Raw genomic sequence first — 17,740 nt, forward strand, 5'->3', positions numbered from 1 at the left:
AAACGCACAATAGTAGATGCGAAAAAATTTATTTATTTTTAATATGCCTTCGCAAACAACACTCTACCTACTGAAGTATTCCCAGTAAAAACACAGCTTCCCGCCTCTTCCACTCGATCCAAAGGAATACATCTGATGGTTGCTTTAGTCAAATCTTTAATCTTCTCTTCAGTGGCTGCAGTCCCATCCCAATGTGCTGATACAAAACCTCCTTTTGTCTCAAGAACTTCTTTAAACTCTTCAAAACTATTCACTTCCGTTGTATGTGTATTTTTATAATCAAAAGCTTTTTCGAACAATTCTTTTTGAATTTGCGCTAATAAATCGCTGATGTAAGTCGCAATTTCATTCTTTGAAACCACTTCTTTCGTTAGCGTATCTCTACGTGCTACCTCAAAAGTACCATTTTCTAAATCTTTCGGACCTATAGCAATTCGTACCGGCACTCCTTTTAATTCCCATTCGGCAAATTTAAAACCAGGTTTTTGTGTCGTCCTGCTATCAAACTTCACAGAAATATGTAATTTTCGTAAAGCCATTGTCACATTAGTTACTTCTGCTGTTATTGCTTCTAGTTGCTCCTCTGTTTTGTAAATAGGTACAATTACTACTTGAATAGGCGCTAAGTTAGGAGGTAATACTAATCCTTGATCATCTGAGTGCGTCATTACTAATGCTCCCATCAAACGAGTAGAAACACCCCAAGATGTTCCCCAAACATGTTCTTGCTTCCCTTCGGCATTAGCAAATTTAACATCAAAAGCTTTCGCAAAATTCTGTCCTAAAAAATGAGATGTTCCAGCCTGCAAGGCCTTTCCATCTTGCATCAAGGCTTCAATGCAATACGTTTCTTCCGCTCCTGCAAATCGTTCTGTTTCAGTTTTAGTTCCTTTTACAACAGGAATAGCCATGAAATTTTGAGCAAAATCAGCATATACATTCATCATCTTTTCCGATTCTTCTAAAGCTTCCGCTTTTGTTGCATGAGCAGTATGCCCTTCTTGCCATAAAAACTCTGCCGTTCTTAAAAACAATCTGGTTCTCATTTCCCAACGGACCACATTAGCCCACTGATTAATTAACAACGGTAAGTCTCTGTAGGATTGAACCCAGCCTTTATACGTTGACCAAATAATAGCTTCACTTGTAGGACGAACAATTAATTCTTCTTCTAATTTTGCATTAGGATCAACCATTAGTTTTCCAGGCCTATCAGGATCATTTTTCAATCTATAATGCGTAACTATAGCACACTCTTTTGCAAACCCCTCTGCATTTTTCTCTTCTGCTTCAAACATACTTTTTGGCACAAATAGAGGGAAATAGGCATTTTGATGGCCCGTTTCTTTAAACATTCGATCCAACTCTGCTTGCATTTTTTCCCATATCGCATAACCATACGGTTTGATAACCATACAACCTCTAACTCCTGAATTCTCGGCTAAATCGGCTTTGACAACCAACTCGTTATACCATTTTGAATAATCTTCTGATCTTGTAGTTAAGCTCTTACTCATTTTGAATAGTTTGGCACAAATTTTGCATTAATAATTTTATAATATAGTTCCGCAAAACTAACTATTTTTGTAATGTACAACAATAAAAACTCCATATATATGAAAACTAGTACTCTTTCCCTCAAAAACACATCAATATGTTATATTGTTGGCTTTTTGAGTGTCCTGTTCACGTCTTGTGGCTCTTATCAAAACAGTTCTTACTATGATTCTGATGGAATTTATGGCAATACTGCTAATAGAGTTAGTGATATAGAAACTCAAAACGCTCCAAATTCACCTTATAAAGACTATTTTGGTTCCTTACAAAAAAACAATCAACCTACAGAAATTTTTACTGACGTTGACAATTACAATGATTACAATCTAGAAAATGACACCCTTCAAAACAATGAGACCAACTATCCGGGATGGGGTAGCAATCCTCAAAGCGTAAGCATCAACGTTTATGACACCGGATGGGCAATGAACAATTGGTATGGAAACAACTGGGGATGGAATGGCGGTTTTGGATGGGGCATGAATGCTGGTTTTGGATGGGGTATGTATGGGGGTTTTGGTTGGAACAACTGGGGCTGGAACAATTGGTACGGCAATAACTGGGGTTGGAATAATTGGAATGGAAATAATTGGGGAAATTCTAATTACTATAACAACAGACCGTATTCATACAACCCTAGCAGAAGAGGCTCTTCCTATACAAATTCAGTAAACAGCAATCGGAATTCAAGTAATTATACTAGAACACAAAACACTTCTGTCAATAGAAGAGCGGTTAATTCGGATTACAGAAGAAACAATACTAGTGATTTCAGAAGAAATTCTTCTAATCGATTGAATAATACAAGTCCAACTTTTTCAAGAAATCAAGGACAATCACAAAACAATTCATATGGTACTCCAAATAGAAGAGGCACACCCAATAATGCTCGCAACCAGAGTAACACTCCAGCACGATCTTACACACCAACTTCAAGAAATGACAACAATTCCAGATCATACAGCCCTAATTACAATAGCAGCTCAAGATCTAGTAATTCAGGAAGTTCAAGTGGCGGAGGCGGAGGCCGAAGTTCATCTGGTGGCGGAAGAGGCAGAGGTTAATCTAAGTCATTTATTTATAGCAATAAACTAAAACATACGAATTAAATGAAAAAATATATATTTTTATTTGCACTAATCTTGACTGCAAGCTTTGCTCAATCACAAGAAATATCGGATGCAATGCGCTATTCTCAGGATAATTTAACTGGAACAGCTCGTTTTAGAGCGATGGGAGGCGCTTTTGGAGCACTTGGAGGCGATATGTCCTCCTTAAATGTAAACCCAGCGGGTTCTGCCGTTTTTTCTAATAACCAAATGGCCGTGACTCTAAGTAACTATGGCACTAAAAATAATTCAAACTACTTTGGTTCGACGGCCTCAGAAAAGAATAATACTTTTGATTTAAATCAAGCCGGAGCAGTTTTTGTATTTAACAACAGAAGCACAAATAGTAATTGGAGAAAGATCTCGTTGGGCGTTAATTATGAAAACACTAATAATTTTGATAATGGACAATTTTCTGCAGGAACCAATCCAAACAATTCAATAGCGAATTATTTTTTGGATTATGCCAATGGAATTCCATTAAATGTATTGGAAAACTCAAATTATGAAAACTTAGACAATGGAGCACAACAAGCCTATCTGGGATACCAAGGATTCGTAATTAATCCAGTGAGCAATGACCCAAATAATACTCAATATACTTCTAATGTTCCTGCAGGTGGCAACTATTACCAAGAAAACGCAGTATACAGTACCGGATATAATGGAAAATTATCTTTTAATGCCGCCACCTCCTATAAAGAAACTTTATATATTGGATTAAATTTAAACTCCCATTTTACTGATTACCAAAGATCTTCTAGTTTTTATGAAGACAACAACAATCCATTAGACTCCAATTATAAAATAAATCGATTACAGTTTGATAATAATCTAAACACTTACGGAACCGGGTTCTCCTTTCAAGTGGGTGCAATAGCAAAGGTAACTAATGAAGTTAGACTGGGTCTCGCTTATGAATCTTCGACTTGGTACACTTTAAATGATGAGTTTTCTCAAAAATTAGTTACCGTTAGTAGTAATACTGGAGAGGAATTACCTTCGGATGTCGTTGACCCAAGAGTGACTAACATTTATGAACCTTATAAATTACAAACCCCAAGTAAGCTAACAGGAAGCTTTGCTTATGTTTTTGGAAAATCAGGATTAATCAGTATTGATTATGCCGTAAAGGATTATAGTAATACTAAATTCAAACCCGAAAATGATTCTTATTTTAATGGTTTAAATAATGATATGAATTCTTTGCTTGATACGACTGGTGAATTAAGAATTGGCGCTGAGTATAAAATTGAAGCTTTGAGTTTAAGAGCAGGATACCGTTACGAACAAAGCCCTTATAAAAATGGAATCACCGTAGGCGATTTAACTGGATATTCAGCAGGATTAGGGTATAGTTTTGGTTCTACAAAAGTAGATTTAGCCTATTCCTATGCCAAAAGAATTTCTCAACAGGGATTTTTTAACCAAGGATTTACAGATGGAGCAAGTATAAATGCCATTAACAACAATGTGTCATTAACGCTAGCATTTGAATTGTAATTTCATAAAAACAAAGTTTGGAATCCGTTTCACAATCCTGAAACGGATTTTTTTTTAGCCCTGATGGCAGTGAAAATCCTCCCGATTTTTTTCGGGAGATTGTAACGCACAGCAGGAATAGCTCCTAAAGAAGATTCATAGGAAGCCAAAACAATCCCAAAAAGTATCGGGAAAGTTTGAATAAAAAATTGTAATTTTGCAAAATTCCCAAATTATCGGGATTATACTGTTATGAGAACTAAGTCTTTAAAGAAAAATAAAATTAACGTAATCACTCTTGGGTGTTCGAAAAATGTGTATGACAGTGAAGTACTTATGGGCCAGCTCCGTGCTAGTGGTAAAGACGTTACCCATGAAGCACCGGAGGCCGAAGAAGGAAACATTATTGTTATAAATACATGTGGGTTTATTGATAACGCAAAGGCGGAGTCCGTAAATATGATTTTGGAATATGCTGATAAAAAAGAAAGAGGACTGGTAGATAAAGTATTCGTTACCGGATGTTTATCTGAACGATACCGACCTGATTTAGAAAAAGAAATACCTAATGTGGATCAATTTTTTGGCACAACTGAATTACCACAATTATTAAAAGCTCTGGGAGCCGATTATAAACATGAATTATTGGGAGAACGACTCACTACTACCCCAAAAAATTATGCCTATTTAAAGATTTCAGAAGGCTGTGATAGACCCTGCAGTTTTTGTGCAATTCCATTGATGCGAGGAAAAAACGTTTCACAAACCATTGAAAAATTGGTAAAAGAAGCTGAAGGTTTGGCTAAAAATGGGGTAAAAGAATTGATTTTGATTGCCCAGGATTTGACTTATTACGGACTGGATCTTTACAAAAAGAGAAATCTTGGTGAATTATTAGAAGCTTTAGTAAAAGTAGAAGGAATCGAATGGATTCGTTTGCATTACGCCTTCCCTACTGGTTTCCCGATGGAAGTGTTGGAAATCATGAAACGTGAACCTAAAATTTGTAATTATATAGATATTCCTTTGCAACACATCTCCGATTCTATTTTGAAATCAATGCGTCGCGGAACCACACAGCAGAAAACCACAAAATTATTAAAAGACTTTCGTGAAGCAGTTCCCGGAATGGCCATACGTACCACTCTTATTGTAGGATACCCAGGAGAAACTCAGGAAGATTTCAATATTTTAAAAGATTTTGTTCAGGAAATGAAATTTGACAGAATGGGGTGCTTTGCTTATTCTCATGAAGAAAACACACACGCTTATTTATTAGAAGATGATGTTCCTGATGCAGTAAAACAAGAACGTGCAAATGAAATCATGGAATTACAATCTCAAATTTCCTGGGATTTAAACCAAGAAAAAGTTGGACAAACATTCAAATGTATCATCGATAGAAAAGAAGGAGCACATTTTGTAGGACGTACAGAATTTGACAGTCCTGATGTGGATAACGAAGTACTAATAGACGCATCTAAGCATTATGTAAAAACTGGTGAGTTTGTCCTGATAAAGATTATAGAAGCTACAGAATTTGACTTATACGGAGAACCAATATAATTTTCTTAAGACGATTTTAATTTCATTTTAAAACACTACACATGAGACTATTTCAATCTATGTTCTTTTTTGTATTTATATTATTATCCTCAAATACTATTTCTGCACAATACGGGAATGGAGGATACAACAATGGCTATGGGAATAATTACGGCAGCAATCGCCGGATGAATAGTGCAATGGACCAACCCAGAACTCAAGAAAAACCGAAAGAAATCCCTGTAGAAGTTACTGTTTCAAAAATAGTAGAGCGAATAAAACCTGAACTAATTCTAGATGAACTACAGGTAATTGCCATCTCTAATATCTTAGGTGAAAGTATAAGAACACAAGGGATGCTGGTAAAAGCTGAAGTTAGCCAAGAAGATAAAATAGCAAATATTAAAGCTCTTTCAGAAGTCACTGATAGAAAAATAATGGAATTATTAAACAAAGAGCAAAAAGTAAAATTCATTGCTCTTAATGAAGAGGCAAAAAATCCAAAAAAATCCAAAAAAAAATCTAAATAATTGATTGCAGTACTTTATTAAATAAACCTTCATGAGAAAAATTTTTTATTCCTTGATTTTTACTTGTATCATCACTTCTTGTTCCACAAATCCTTACAAAAAGAGCGAGAAAATATATGATAGTAAACTAAAAACGCTAAAAGAAACTATTTATAGCAAGGAATCACAACCTTTGCCGGTTGTACCTCATGTAACATTAAATATTGACACATTATATACTATGCAACTTCATACCTATAAAGATACCATTTCCAGAATGGGTTCTACTTCCTTAGAAAATGGTATTAAAACGGAATGGATAGGAACAGTTAATTTTAATTTAAGAAAACCTAATTTCATTATTATTCATCATACTGCGCAAGATTCTTTACAACAAACTTTAAAAACATTTACAAGAACTGAAGCACAAGTGAGTTCTCATTATGTGATCTCTGAAAACGGGAAAGTAGTACAAATGTTAAATGACTATTTAAGAGCATGGCATGCTGGAAATGGTTCTTGGGGCAAAAACACCGATATCAATTCCACTTCAATAGGTATTGAACTGGATAACAATGGATCAGAACTGTTTTCTGAATTACAAATCAATAGTCTGCTGGCTCTTTTGACTAAGCTTAAAAAAGACTACAATATTCCTACGCAAAACATTATAGGTCACGCTGATATTGCGCCTACACGAAAAAAAGACCCAAGTGCTTTATTTCCATGGAAAATATTAGCGGAGAAAGGTTTCGGAATTTGGCCTGATGAATTTTTAGAAACAGCTCCCACTGATTTCAATATAGAACAAGGATTGCGAATTATAGGATACGCCACTATTAATTTATCCGCAGCAATTATTGCTTTCAAACTTCATTTTATTCAAACTGAAGTAAATGACCTTTTAGATGATAAAACAACAAATACTATTTATTCTATCTATAAAAAACAATAATTAATAACCATGCCCTTTTATGATAACTCTGTAAATTACACAGCTGTAAACGCTTACATAATGCGCTACAAGAATCGTATAAAATCATAATAAAAAACTGCCAAAACACTTCACAGCATCTTGGCAGCAAAAAAAAATATTATTAAAGAGTTAGAATGAATATGTTGTTGCTAGTAAAGCATAAGCTGTAACCCCTTTTGGCGCTGCATCACTATTTGTAAAAATATCTTCAGATGCTGTATCTACACGAAATTCTGGAATAATTGTTAAATTCCCTACCTTATAATTTAAGGATAATGTATTACCTATAACACTTGTTCCTGATAATACACCAAGTCCCGCTGTAGCTTTATTAGCATCTAAGTATTCCAATCTATAAGCCAGACTCAAAGATTCCTTCAATGCTAAATTTGCATATCCCACCAAAGAAAACCACTCTCCATCCATGGAAGGATCAAAATCGTTATTTGTCATTGCATACGTTCCATTAAATCCTAACGAAAAAGCATTACTAAGTTTTTTTGTGCCCACAAAGTCAAATTGTGTTTTATTTTCGTCCGAGGACGGGTTGCTGCTTCCGGAAGTTACATTAAAGTAAGCACTTCCTGTATCCCCTAGAAAGGCAACTTGTCCAATAAATGTTTTTTGGGAAGAACCAGCTTCAATAGTAGTTTTGAAATCGGTTGGGTTTGAAACTCCGGCCATAATACTAAACTTTCCTGAAGTATATTGTGCTTTTACCCCAGTATTAAAGAAAGGTCCATAAGTAAATGCATAAGACATACTGTAATTTTTGTTATCTACTGCATCTACTAACTCATATCCTATATGTGTTCCAAAACTACCTGCAATTACTTTAAATTTATCTGTAAATTCATAGGTAAAATTCAATTGTTTAATCATAAATGTTTCAGCACCATCATTGTATGTAAATTGAGTCGCTCTATTTCCGAAACCTAAGTCAACAAAGACGGATGCTTTACCCATTTTGTGTGATGCTTCAATAGAAGCCATCCCCAATTCGAATGAGTTATGAGAATTTGTAAAACTCGTCAAACTATTATCAATTCCAGAAAAATCATATTTATAATAGGCATCTGCAGATCCCGCAAAAGTGGTGGCAGGTACCGTTTTTATTTCTTGTGCAAATGTCAATGTTGTAGTTAGCAATAGTGCAATAACAGCTAATTGGTTTTTCATTTTTAATTGTTTTTAATTAGTAATGTAGTTTGGTGATTCTTTGGTCTTAGTTAATAAATTTTAGAAAAAAGGCTTTATTAATCTATAAAAGATTATTTTTTCTATCTTTTATAGGAAGAAATTATCTTTCTAATAAAGCGAATTTATTAACTTTTATTTCACTTGAATTACTATTTACAACTTTTCTGCCTTGATTTGAGAAGAATTATCAATAACGAAAAAAGAACAAAAAAAAATGATTTTTCTGTATTTATGCAGAATTATTTTAGAAATTCAATAATTAAAAATAAAGAGAACACCCCTCATATTTAGCAACAAACATTTAAAAAAATATAAAAAAGACGTAAAAAATCTAAAAAAAAATAAAAATTTAAAAAATAACCCCTTTTTTTTAAACCAAAATGACAAATAATTATAAATATGTTTTAATATTTTACTCCTGTATGTGTTAGAAAAATACAAATAAATTAATCTTCCTTTTACAGAACTCATGTTTTATTTATACGGGTTTAAACAAACACAAACCGTTTTTATTTTTCTTTTTATGAAAATTTTAATACTGTATAATTTCATTTTTATTATATTTAAAATATGATTCAATTATTAATTAAATTTTATTTTTCACTATTATTTTTCATTTTTTTCTGTGTTTGGATGAGTGAAAAAATTTAATTATTTTTAATAATCACAGGTGCATGCATTTTACACGAGCAAAACAATAAAAATTCTGAAGAAAATAATTTTGAGAGTAAATTAGAAACACTTTTTATAAATTCAATGTAAAGTATCACTTCTTTAGAGCACTACGCTTTAGGAAACAAAAAAAATTTCTTTTTATTCATTCAATGTTAAAGAGTTTGTACTAATATATCGTACGACGCCTCCAGAAATAGTTTAATTCCTAATTTTAAATAAAAATTATTAACATATTTATTTATGCCCTTATTAAAAAAACAAGGTCATACCTATTTACTACTATCTAAAAACATGAGAAATATATTCCTAACGTTGCTGATTTTATTTACCAATTCATTAATGGCGCAAACCCATCAAATTATTAAACATGATGGCGGAATAATCGATATAAACTTTATTAAAACAGAAGCTAGTTTAGTACATTATACTTTAGCCAAAAGCACTGAAGAAAAGACAATCAGTCAATTTGCAGTGGCCCAATTAAAGGAAAGATCACAAAGTTATACTCAAATGATAACTGAAAAAATTCAGCTGAAAGGTAAACTGGATTATACAAAAATCATTATACTAAAAAAGAATCAGACAAATGGCTTGAAGGAATCTGGGATAATAACTAGTTTTTATGGAGGGACCAAAGGAGAAACTCCGCTATCGTTTTCTGAAAATGGTGAAAAAAGATTAAAACAAAAGGCCGCACTTAAAGGACATCCATTTATCGTAATTCTTTCTAATACTCCAAAAAATTTAAAAGCAATTACGTTCACCTATTAGTAAGATGTAAAACAATTAATTATTTCCAAAATTGACACCTTTATAAGCAGAGATAGATTAAATAAAAAATCGAGAACAGATTTGTTTCAAAAACAACTCCAATTCTCGATTTTTTTATTGAAATCCATATCAAATACAGTTATTCGATAACTAATGATTTCATGTTCATAAATTCTTTGATTCCTATGGTGCCGAGTTCTCTACCATATCCTGATTTTTTAATTCCACCAAAAGGAACTCTGGAATCAGAACGAACTAGTGAATTCACAAAAACGTTTCCTGCTTCAAGTTTTCTTGCGAGCTTATAGGCATGCTCGCGATCTTCTGTCCAAATTGCAGATGCCAATCCGTACCGGTGATTATTTGCTATCATAATGGCATCATTTTCATCTTTAGCTCTAATAATAGTTGCCAAAGGTCCAAAGGTTTCTTCCTGAAATGCAATATTGTCAGAATTCACAAAATCAATTAAAGTGGGTTCAAAATTACAATGCTCACGACCACCTCCTACTATTAGTTTTGCTCCTTGCTGTAATGATTTTTCCAACTGGCTGGCTAATTTATCTGCAAAATCCAAGCGAGCCAAAGGCCCCATCTGAATTTCTTTTTGCAAAGGATTTCCTTGTTGCAGCGATTGAATTTTTTGAGCAAAAAGCGCTGCAAATTCGTCAGCTACTTTTTCAGTAACGATAAAACGTTTGGCACAAATACATGCCTGTCCTGCGTTTAACATTCGAGATTGAGTGGCTATTGTAGTTGCTTTCTCAAGATTTGCATCATTTAAAACTATAAAAGCATCTGAGCCACCTAATTCCATTACTGACTTTTTAATATGTTTACCTGCTAATGCTGCAACAGAAGAACCTGCCATCTCACTTCCTGTTAGGGTAACGCCACAAACAATATTCGAAGCAATTACACTCTCGACTTGAGATATATTAATGCTTATTTGTTGAAAAACACCTTCCGGAAATCCTGCTTCTAGAAACACATTTTCAATGGCTTTAGCACAGCCAATAACATTTGATGCATGTTTTAAAAGTGTCACATTCCCCGCCATAATTGTTGGAACAGCGTAACGAAGTACTTGCCAAAAAGGATAATTCCAAGGCATAATTGCAAAAACAGCACCCATCGGGTCGTAAACAGACATACTCTTGAAAGGAGTGTCATAATAAACTTCTTTAAGCATTTGCTCCGCATGCTCTGCATAAAAATCACAATTTTCTGCTGATTTTTCTACTTCAGCAAAGCTCTCAGATAAAATTTTGCCCATTTCACTTGTAATCAGAAGGGCTAATTTTTCCTTACTGGCTCTTAAAACAAAAGCTAGCTTTCTCATCTTATCGGCTCTTTCTTGAAAGGAAGTAACACTCCATTTTTTAAAAGCACCTTCAGATAATTCAATTTTTTTTTGGAGTCCTGCATTCGTTAGCACTTCATATTCCGCTATAACTTCTTTTGTGTATGGATTTATCGATTTAAACAACATTGCCTTTATAAGTTTATATTTTTGTAAATGTAGTTTCAAAAATCCAAGATTAATATTCAAATAATATAAAATTGAATTATTCAATATGAAAAAATCAAATAAAAAAGAATATTGATTTTGAACAACATACAAATTGAAAAATTAAACTTAATACCGTTCCTTGTCTGCTATCCCTTTATAAAAAAATTTAGCAGACAAGGAACGGTATTAAATTTACCTTTTCTTTTATGAATTGATTTCCATCAAAACAGCATCTAACAATTCGAATATTTTTTCTTTATCAATTGGTTTTGTAATGTAGTCAATAAAACCGAATTGCATAATTTTATCTCTGTCTTCTATGGAAGAATAAGCAGTCTGAGCAACAATTGGAAGTTCCGGTTTAACTAATTTTATTTGTTCAAACGCTTCGAATCCGTTTAAAACAGGCATTTTTATATCCATAAAAACCAAACTGATGTCCGGATTTTCAGTACAAATAGTTACCGCTTCCTGACCATTAAAAGCACGTAAAACAGTATGTTTTTTTGATTCAATAATTTTCTTTAAAAGCAAAAAATTTATAGTATCATCTTCCGCAATTAAAATAATTTCATTCTCATAATTTCCTGAAAAGGGGATCCTCTTCCTTGGGGTAATCTTTTCAACAGTTTGATCATACAATAATGGTAATCTAACTGTAAATACCGATCCAGATCCAATAGTTGATTTTACTTCAATTTCTCCGCCCAACAATTCTACATACGCTTTCGTAATTGACAAACCCAATCCTAACCCAGTACTATCAATAGCAGCACTTCCTTCAATTCTTCTGAAACGGTCAAAAATAACTTTCAAATAATCGTCACTAATTCCTATTCCAGAGTCTGCTATGGTGAACTCTAAAATTCCTTTATCTTTATTAATTATATAACCAAAGGATACAAATCCTTTCTCGGTAAATTTTATTGCATTTGTAATTAGATTTACAATAATCTGTTTTAATTTGGTTTCATCTGTAATTATATTCTTTAGGTATTTATCGTTGTTTTCAACAATATAAAATTCAATATGTTTATCTTTTGGGATCGTAATCTTGATTGAATTGTACACGTCTTCAATACATTTATCTAAATCTATGTTCTTGTAATTGGGTGCTATTTGTTTCGCATCAATCTTAGACATTTCAATTAAATCCTCAATAATTAAAACTAAGTTATTCCCACTATTTTTAATGATGTTAAGATATTCAAGACGCTCTGTTTCTGTGCGATTATTATCCATGAGTAAATCACTAAATCCAACAATAGCATTCATGGGAGTTCTAATTTCATGTGATAAATTAGCTAAAAAAGAGGATTTTAAGGTATCGCTTTCTTCTGCTTTTTGTTTTGAAATTTCTAACTGCTTGCGCTGATTACTATTGTCTTCAAAAAGATTTCCAATGTAACCAAACTCACCTTTGAATTTTCTCAAATTAATTATTGAATGAGCATCACCATTTTCCAAAATATTTTTAACTAATCTCAAGGGATTACAAACCCATTTTTTTGTACAATAGATAAAAATTAAAATATTAATCAAGGAGGCAATTACAACTATCAAGAGGATTTCTTTCGTTTTGCTGTAATTTAAATTAAAAGGTCTTTTAAAAAGTACTTTACCCACCACTTTATTTTCCCAATCTTTCAAATTAAGTCCAACAGTTATAAAATCTTCTTCAGTATTGACTGTATGATCAATTGAAGCCAAATTTACTTTTGAACTACTGATAATACCTAAAGAAGTAAAAAAAGATTCGTCTAAAAGTCTGGCCATAAAAAAATAGCCGGATGGTTTTGTTTTATTTTTTTTAGGATCATTTGACGGATGAATTGTTGCTCCAAAAACCTCAACAATCCCCTCGGGTAATTTAATATAAAACTTTTTTAATTTAGACTTATAAAGTGCTGACATCATCTCTTTTGAGATAAAATCAAAATTTTTAATCTTGTTCGAATTGGTATTATTTATAATTTTCTGGTCTAAACTATAGATTCCAATGTAATCTACATCATAGGAATCAAATTCACTTAATATATATTTCTTATACCATTTTTCATCTTTATGCCCCATATAACTTACCAGATCGTCCCAAAATGTAACATCAATAAGTGTTGCGGTATGCGTTTTAGAATTAAGTCTGAAGAGTGATTTTACCTCATTATTGTATTGATCATAGGTAGTTTTATAAAAGTGCTGTTCTTCCTGAACAGTATAAAGAAATAATGAAATATAGAGAATAAAAAAAAGAACAGTTGAAGAAACTATCAATAATAATAACTTTAAATATGTATTTAAATTAAATAATTTCTTCATAAAATAGGGCAAATAAAAATAGAAAAATAAAACATCTTACCTGTTGTTTTGTAAGAAATAAAACTGCTTTTTGTAGGCGAAGTTAGTTTTTTTTTACCGTAAAAAAAAATGCTCCCCTTTAAACAAATGAAATTTTTTGTTATAACATTTTATTAATCAACAATATACTTTTTAACAGGATGTGCTTTCTGAAACATAATTTTTCCTATTTTTCTACTTGTACTCTTACTCTAATATGAGCAAATTTTATAATGAAATACCTTTTACGAACCACTTAAATCATTTAATTCTCTATTTTATTTTCCCTAATGAGCAACTTCCGCTGGCGTTTTATTATACGGACACATTCTCAATTTGCTCTAATTCAGCACTATAAAAAATTAAATTCTACAAACTGTCTATATTATTATTCAATTGGCTAACAGAATTGGCGGCAATTAAAACCGAAGTAATTCGGTTATCTTTTAACAGCCAAGCCAAAAGCCATTTGAGCCAAAGGAGAAAAAGCAATACAGCCCACCTTTTTCATCCAGAATATCTAACAAACCTGCTTCTGACTCCCTAACAAACATCGAATATTTAGTCTGATGAATCAAGTAAGGCATTCCCAATCGTTTCAAAATTTCAGTAGCGTCCCAAGTTTGTTCCGCATTATAATTCGAATCCCGCATATAATGCCTTCCCGCTTCGCACGGCATAATCCAAAGCCATCATGGTTTCTTACAAAGAGGCTTCCGGATCAAAACGATGTGAATAAAAAATATCCACATAATCCAGATTCATACGTTTCAAACTCTGATCTAAACTTGTTAATAAATATTTTCGGGAACCCCAGTCGCCATAAGGGCCTTCCCACATCGTCTAACCGGCTTTAGTCGAAACTACAATCTAAGTTTTTTCAGTCAGTTGCGGAAGATACTAAAATTTGAAAAGGCACTAAAAAACATCTGCTGGTTTTTTAACTTTAAATACAAAAACTTAAATTAACTCAAAAAACCACCTTCATCAGGTGGTTTTTCAATTTCTATAAATTACTACAAAGGAATATTTCCGTGTTTTCTATTAGGTGTTACGCTTACTTTATTTTCGAGCATACTAAAGACTTTTATTAATTTGCGTCTAGTATCCTGAGGTAAGATAACCTCATCCACAAAACCACGTTGGGCTGCTGTATAGGGATTGGCAAACAAATCAGCATATTCGGCTTCTTTTTCCAAAAGTTTTGCCTCGTGGTCTTCGGCTTCATTGATTTCTTTCTTGAAGATAATTTCTGAGGCTCCCTTAGCTCCCATTACGGCAATTTCAGCAGTTGGCCAGGCAAAATTCATGTCGGCACCAATGTGTTTCGAGTTCATCACATCATATGCGCCACCATACGCTTTGCGGGTAATCACAGTTATTCTTGGTACGGTTGCTTCACTTAAAGCATACAGTAATTTAGCTCCATGAACAATTATTCCGCTCCACTCCTGATCCGTTCCCGGCAAAAACCCCGGGACATCTACCAATACCAATAACGGAATATTAAAACAATCGCAAAAACGGGTGAATCGCGCCGCTTTTTTCGAACTGTTCACATCCAGACAACCGGCTAAAATCATCGGTTGGTTGGCTATAATTCCAATGCTTTTTCCTCCCAATCGGGCAAAACCTACCAGGATATTTTCGGCATAATTTTTATGAATTTCAAAAAATGATTCTTCGTCAATAATTCCCCCAATCACCTCGTGCATGTCGTACGGTTTGTTAGGATTATCCGGAATAATAGTTGCTAATTTGGTGCGAACTTCATCATTCAGTTCATAAGGTAAATTGTGTGCTTTTTCTTTGTTACTTTGTGGCAAATAACTCAATAAGCGTTTGAGATCTTCTAGACATTCTACATCATTCGCCGATGTGCAGTGTGCGACACCAGATTTAGTAGAATGCGTGCTAGCGCCTCCCAATTCTTCCGAAGTTACCGTTTCATTGGTTACGGTTTTTACCACATTTGGCCCTGTGACAAACATATAACTGGTGTCTTCGACCATCATGGTAAAATCAGTCATTGCGGGAGAATATACCGCTCCACCGGCGCAGGGTCCCATGATAGCCGAAATTTGTGGAATCACACCGCTGGCTTGTACGTTTCTGTAAAAAATATCGGCATATCCGCCTAAAGAACGAACACCTTCTTGAATACGCGCTCCACCGGAATCGTTGAGTCCAATCATAGGTGCTCCCATTTTAACAGCCATATCCATGACTTTACAAATTTTTTCGGCATGCGTTTCAGATAGCGATCCGCCAAAAACCGTGAAATCCTGAGCAAAAATATAAACCAATCTTCCATTTATAGTTCCGTATCCTGTAATGACTCCATCACCATAATACAGTTCTTTTTCCATTCCAAAATCAGATGTTCGGTGCGTGACCAACATCCCAATTTCTTCAAAAGAACCTTCGTCCATCAAATACTCGACGCGCTCTCTCGCCGTTAGTTTTTTATTTGAATGTTGTTTTTCAATGCGTTTTTTACCCCCACCCAAATGAGCTTCGGCAATTTTATCATTTAATATTTTTATTTTAGATTCCATACTTTATTGAATTGGTAAGCGAACGATTTTCTGATCTTCAAAATATTGTTTCAACGCCACCAAAGCAGCGATTTCAGCTTCTTGTGCCATTTTGTTTTTCAATACATCGGCATTGTAATAGTTCTTTACGAAATGCGTGTCAAAGTTCCCGGAACGAAAGGCCTCGTGTTCAAAAACAAATTTCCCAAATGGTAACGTCGTTTGAACGCCCTCTATATGATAGTCTTCAATAGCTTTGAGCATAATTTGAATCGCTTCTTCTCGAGTTTCTCCATAAGTAATTAATTTGGCCAACATAGGATCGTAATAAATGGGAATATCCATCCCTTGTTCAAACCCGTTATCCACACGAACACCTTCGCCAACTGGTAATTGATATACATCTAAATGACCTACGCTTGGTAGAAAATCATTCATCGGATCTTCGGCATACACCCGCAATTCCATTGCGTGTCCTTTTATTTTTAAATCTTCCTGTTTGATTGCTAATGCTTCTCCTCTTGCCACTCTGATTTGCAGTTCTACTAAATCAGTTCCGGTAATCCATTCCGTAACAGGATGTTCCACCTGCAAACGCGTATTCATCTCCAGAAAATAGAAATTATTATTTTCGTCTAATAAAAATTCGACCGTTCCTGCTCCTAAATAATCACAGGATTTGGCAACTAAAACAGCCGCTTCCCCCATTTTTTTACGCAATTCCGGCGTTAAAACCGAAGAAGGCGCTTCTTCAATTACTTTTTGATGGCGACGTTGTATGCTGCATTCCCTTTCGAATAAATACAAAACATTCCCATGACTATCCGCCATAATTTGAATCTCAATATGTCTTGGCGAACCTACATATTTTTCTATAAAAACCGAACCATCGCCAAAAGCAGCAACTGCTTCACTAATGGCACGATCCATTTGGGATTCAAAATCAGCTTCACCTTCTACCACACGCATTCCTTTACCACCACCACCTGCAGAGGCTTTAATCAAAATAGGAAAACCAATTTCCTTGGCTACTACTTTTGCTTTTTCAACATCCGTAATGGCTTGGTCAAAACCGGGAACCATTGGGATATTGTATTGCTTAACGGCTTCCTTAGCCGCTAATTTACTTCCCATAATTTTTATTGCTTTTGACTTAGGACCAATAAAAATGATATTATTTTTTTCGGCTTCTTCGGCAAAATCAGCATTTTCACTCAGAAATCCATAACCGGGATGAATGGCATCTACGTTTAAGGCTTTGGCAACCTCTATAATTTTACTTCCTAATAAATAGGATTGACTCGAAGGGGCTTCTCCAATCCAAACGGCTTCATCGGCAAATTTTACGTGAGGCGCTTTCCTGTCAGCTGTTGAATAAACTGCTACGGTTTTAATGCCCATTTTTTGTGCGGTTTTCATCACTCTGATTGCGATTTCCCCTCTATTGGCAACTAATAATTTTTTCATATTTTAAATAGATAAAAGAAGTCAGACCGCTTCGCTGATAGAATCAAGATAAATTATCTCTAACT

General features: G+C 33.9%; 12 protein-coding genes and 1 pseudogene. 6 read left to right on the forward strand and 7 right to left on the reverse strand.

The features are described 5' to 3' along the window. Positions 1-38: 38 nt before the first annotated feature. Positions 39-1,517, reverse strand: coding sequence for a proline--tRNA ligase (gene proS / locus ACNQF9_RS10315; protein WP_417959508.1), 1,479 nt, complete (start codon positions 1,515-1,517; stop codon positions 39-41). Positions 1,518-1,616: 99 nt separating this feature from the next. On the opposite strand from proS, the gene ACNQF9_RS10320 reads away from it, so the two are divergent. The 5 genes from ACNQF9_RS10320 to ACNQF9_RS10340 all read left to right on the forward strand — a co-directional run bounded on the left by ACNQF9_RS10320 (position 1,617) and on the right by ACNQF9_RS10340 (position 7,157). Further along, complete coding sequence (locus ACNQF9_RS10320) at positions 1,617-2,621, forward strand: hypothetical protein (RefSeq protein ID WP_417990182.1); 1,005 nt, start codon at positions 1,617-1,619, stop codon at positions 2,619-2,621. Positions 2,622-2,666: 45 nt separating this feature from the next. Beyond that, on the forward strand, positions 2,667-4,169 hold the full coding sequence (locus ACNQF9_RS10325) for an OmpP1/FadL family transporter (protein ID WP_417990183.1): 1,503 nt from the start codon (positions 2,667-2,669) through the stop codon (positions 4,167-4,169). A gap of 231 nt (positions 4,170-4,400) precedes the next feature. Next, positions 4,401-5,714, forward strand: a complete 1,314-nt coding sequence (gene rimO / locus ACNQF9_RS10330; RefSeq protein WP_417990184.1) for a 30S ribosomal protein S12 methylthiotransferase RimO — start codon at positions 4,401-4,403, stop codon at positions 5,712-5,714. Between the two features lie 41 nt (positions 5,715-5,755). Continuing rightward, complete coding sequence (locus tag ACNQF9_RS10335) at positions 5,756-6,223, forward strand: hypothetical protein (RefSeq protein ID WP_417990185.1); 468 nt, start codon at positions 5,756-5,758, stop codon at positions 6,221-6,223. 31 nt (positions 6,224-6,254) lie between these two features. Next, positions 6,255-7,157, forward strand: a complete 903-nt coding sequence (locus tag ACNQF9_RS10340) for an N-acetylmuramoyl-L-alanine amidase (RefSeq protein WP_417990186.1) — start codon at positions 6,255-6,257, stop codon at positions 7,155-7,157. Between the two features lie 150 nt (positions 7,158-7,307). Here the strand turns inward: ACNQF9_RS10340 and ACNQF9_RS10345 are convergent, their stop codons facing one another. Further along, positions 7,308-8,357, reverse strand: a complete 1,050-nt coding sequence (locus tag ACNQF9_RS10345) for an outer membrane beta-barrel protein (RefSeq protein WP_417990187.1) — start codon at positions 8,355-8,357, stop codon at positions 7,308-7,310. 987 nt (positions 8,358-9,344) lie between these two features. Between ACNQF9_RS10345 and ACNQF9_RS10350 the strand changes: the two genes are divergently transcribed. Beyond that, positions 9,345-9,824 carry a hypothetical protein gene (locus ACNQF9_RS10350; protein WP_417959500.1) on the forward strand — a complete coding sequence of 160 codons (480 nt, stop codon included), beginning with the start codon at positions 9,345-9,347 and terminating at the stop codon, positions 9,822-9,824. Positions 9,825-9,963: 139 nt separating this feature from the next. Here ACNQF9_RS10350 and ACNQF9_RS10355 read toward each other — a convergent pair whose 3' ends face one another. The 5 genes and pseudogenes from ACNQF9_RS10355 to accC all read right to left on the reverse strand — a co-directional run bounded on the left by ACNQF9_RS10355 (position 9,964) and on the right by accC (position 17,675). Further along, positions 9,964-11,355: an NAD-dependent succinate-semialdehyde dehydrogenase gene (locus tag ACNQF9_RS10355; protein WP_417959499.1), complete on the reverse strand. Its 1,392-nt coding sequence runs from the start codon at positions 11,353-11,355 to the stop codon at positions 9,964-9,966. A gap of 186 nt (positions 11,356-11,541) precedes the next feature. Further along, positions 11,542-13,608, reverse strand: coding sequence for an ATP-binding protein (locus tag ACNQF9_RS10360; protein ID WP_417959498.1), 2,067 nt, complete (start codon positions 13,606-13,608; stop codon positions 11,542-11,544). Positions 13,609-14,040: 432 nt separating this feature from the next. Next, positions 14,041-14,541 (reverse strand): annotated as a pseudogene (locus ACNQF9_RS10365) (aldo/keto reductase); the annotation flags it as partial. 146 nt (positions 14,542-14,687) lie between these two features. Beyond that, positions 14,688-16,229, reverse strand: a complete 1,542-nt coding sequence (locus ACNQF9_RS10370) for an acyl-CoA carboxylase subunit beta (protein ID WP_417959497.1) — start codon at positions 16,227-16,229, stop codon at positions 14,688-14,690. 3 nt (positions 16,230-16,232) lie between these two features. Continuing rightward, on the reverse strand, positions 16,233-17,675 hold the full coding sequence (accC, locus tag ACNQF9_RS10375) for an acetyl-CoA carboxylase biotin carboxylase subunit (protein ID WP_417959496.1): 1,443 nt from the start codon (positions 17,673-17,675) through the stop codon (positions 16,233-16,235). Positions 17,676-17,740: the final 65 nt, after the last annotated feature.

This window comes from Flavobacterium amylolyticum, assembly GCF_048284335.1.
In the GTDB taxonomy this organism is placed as follows: Bacteria; Bacteroidota; Bacteroidia; order Flavobacteriales; family Flavobacteriaceae; genus Flavobacterium.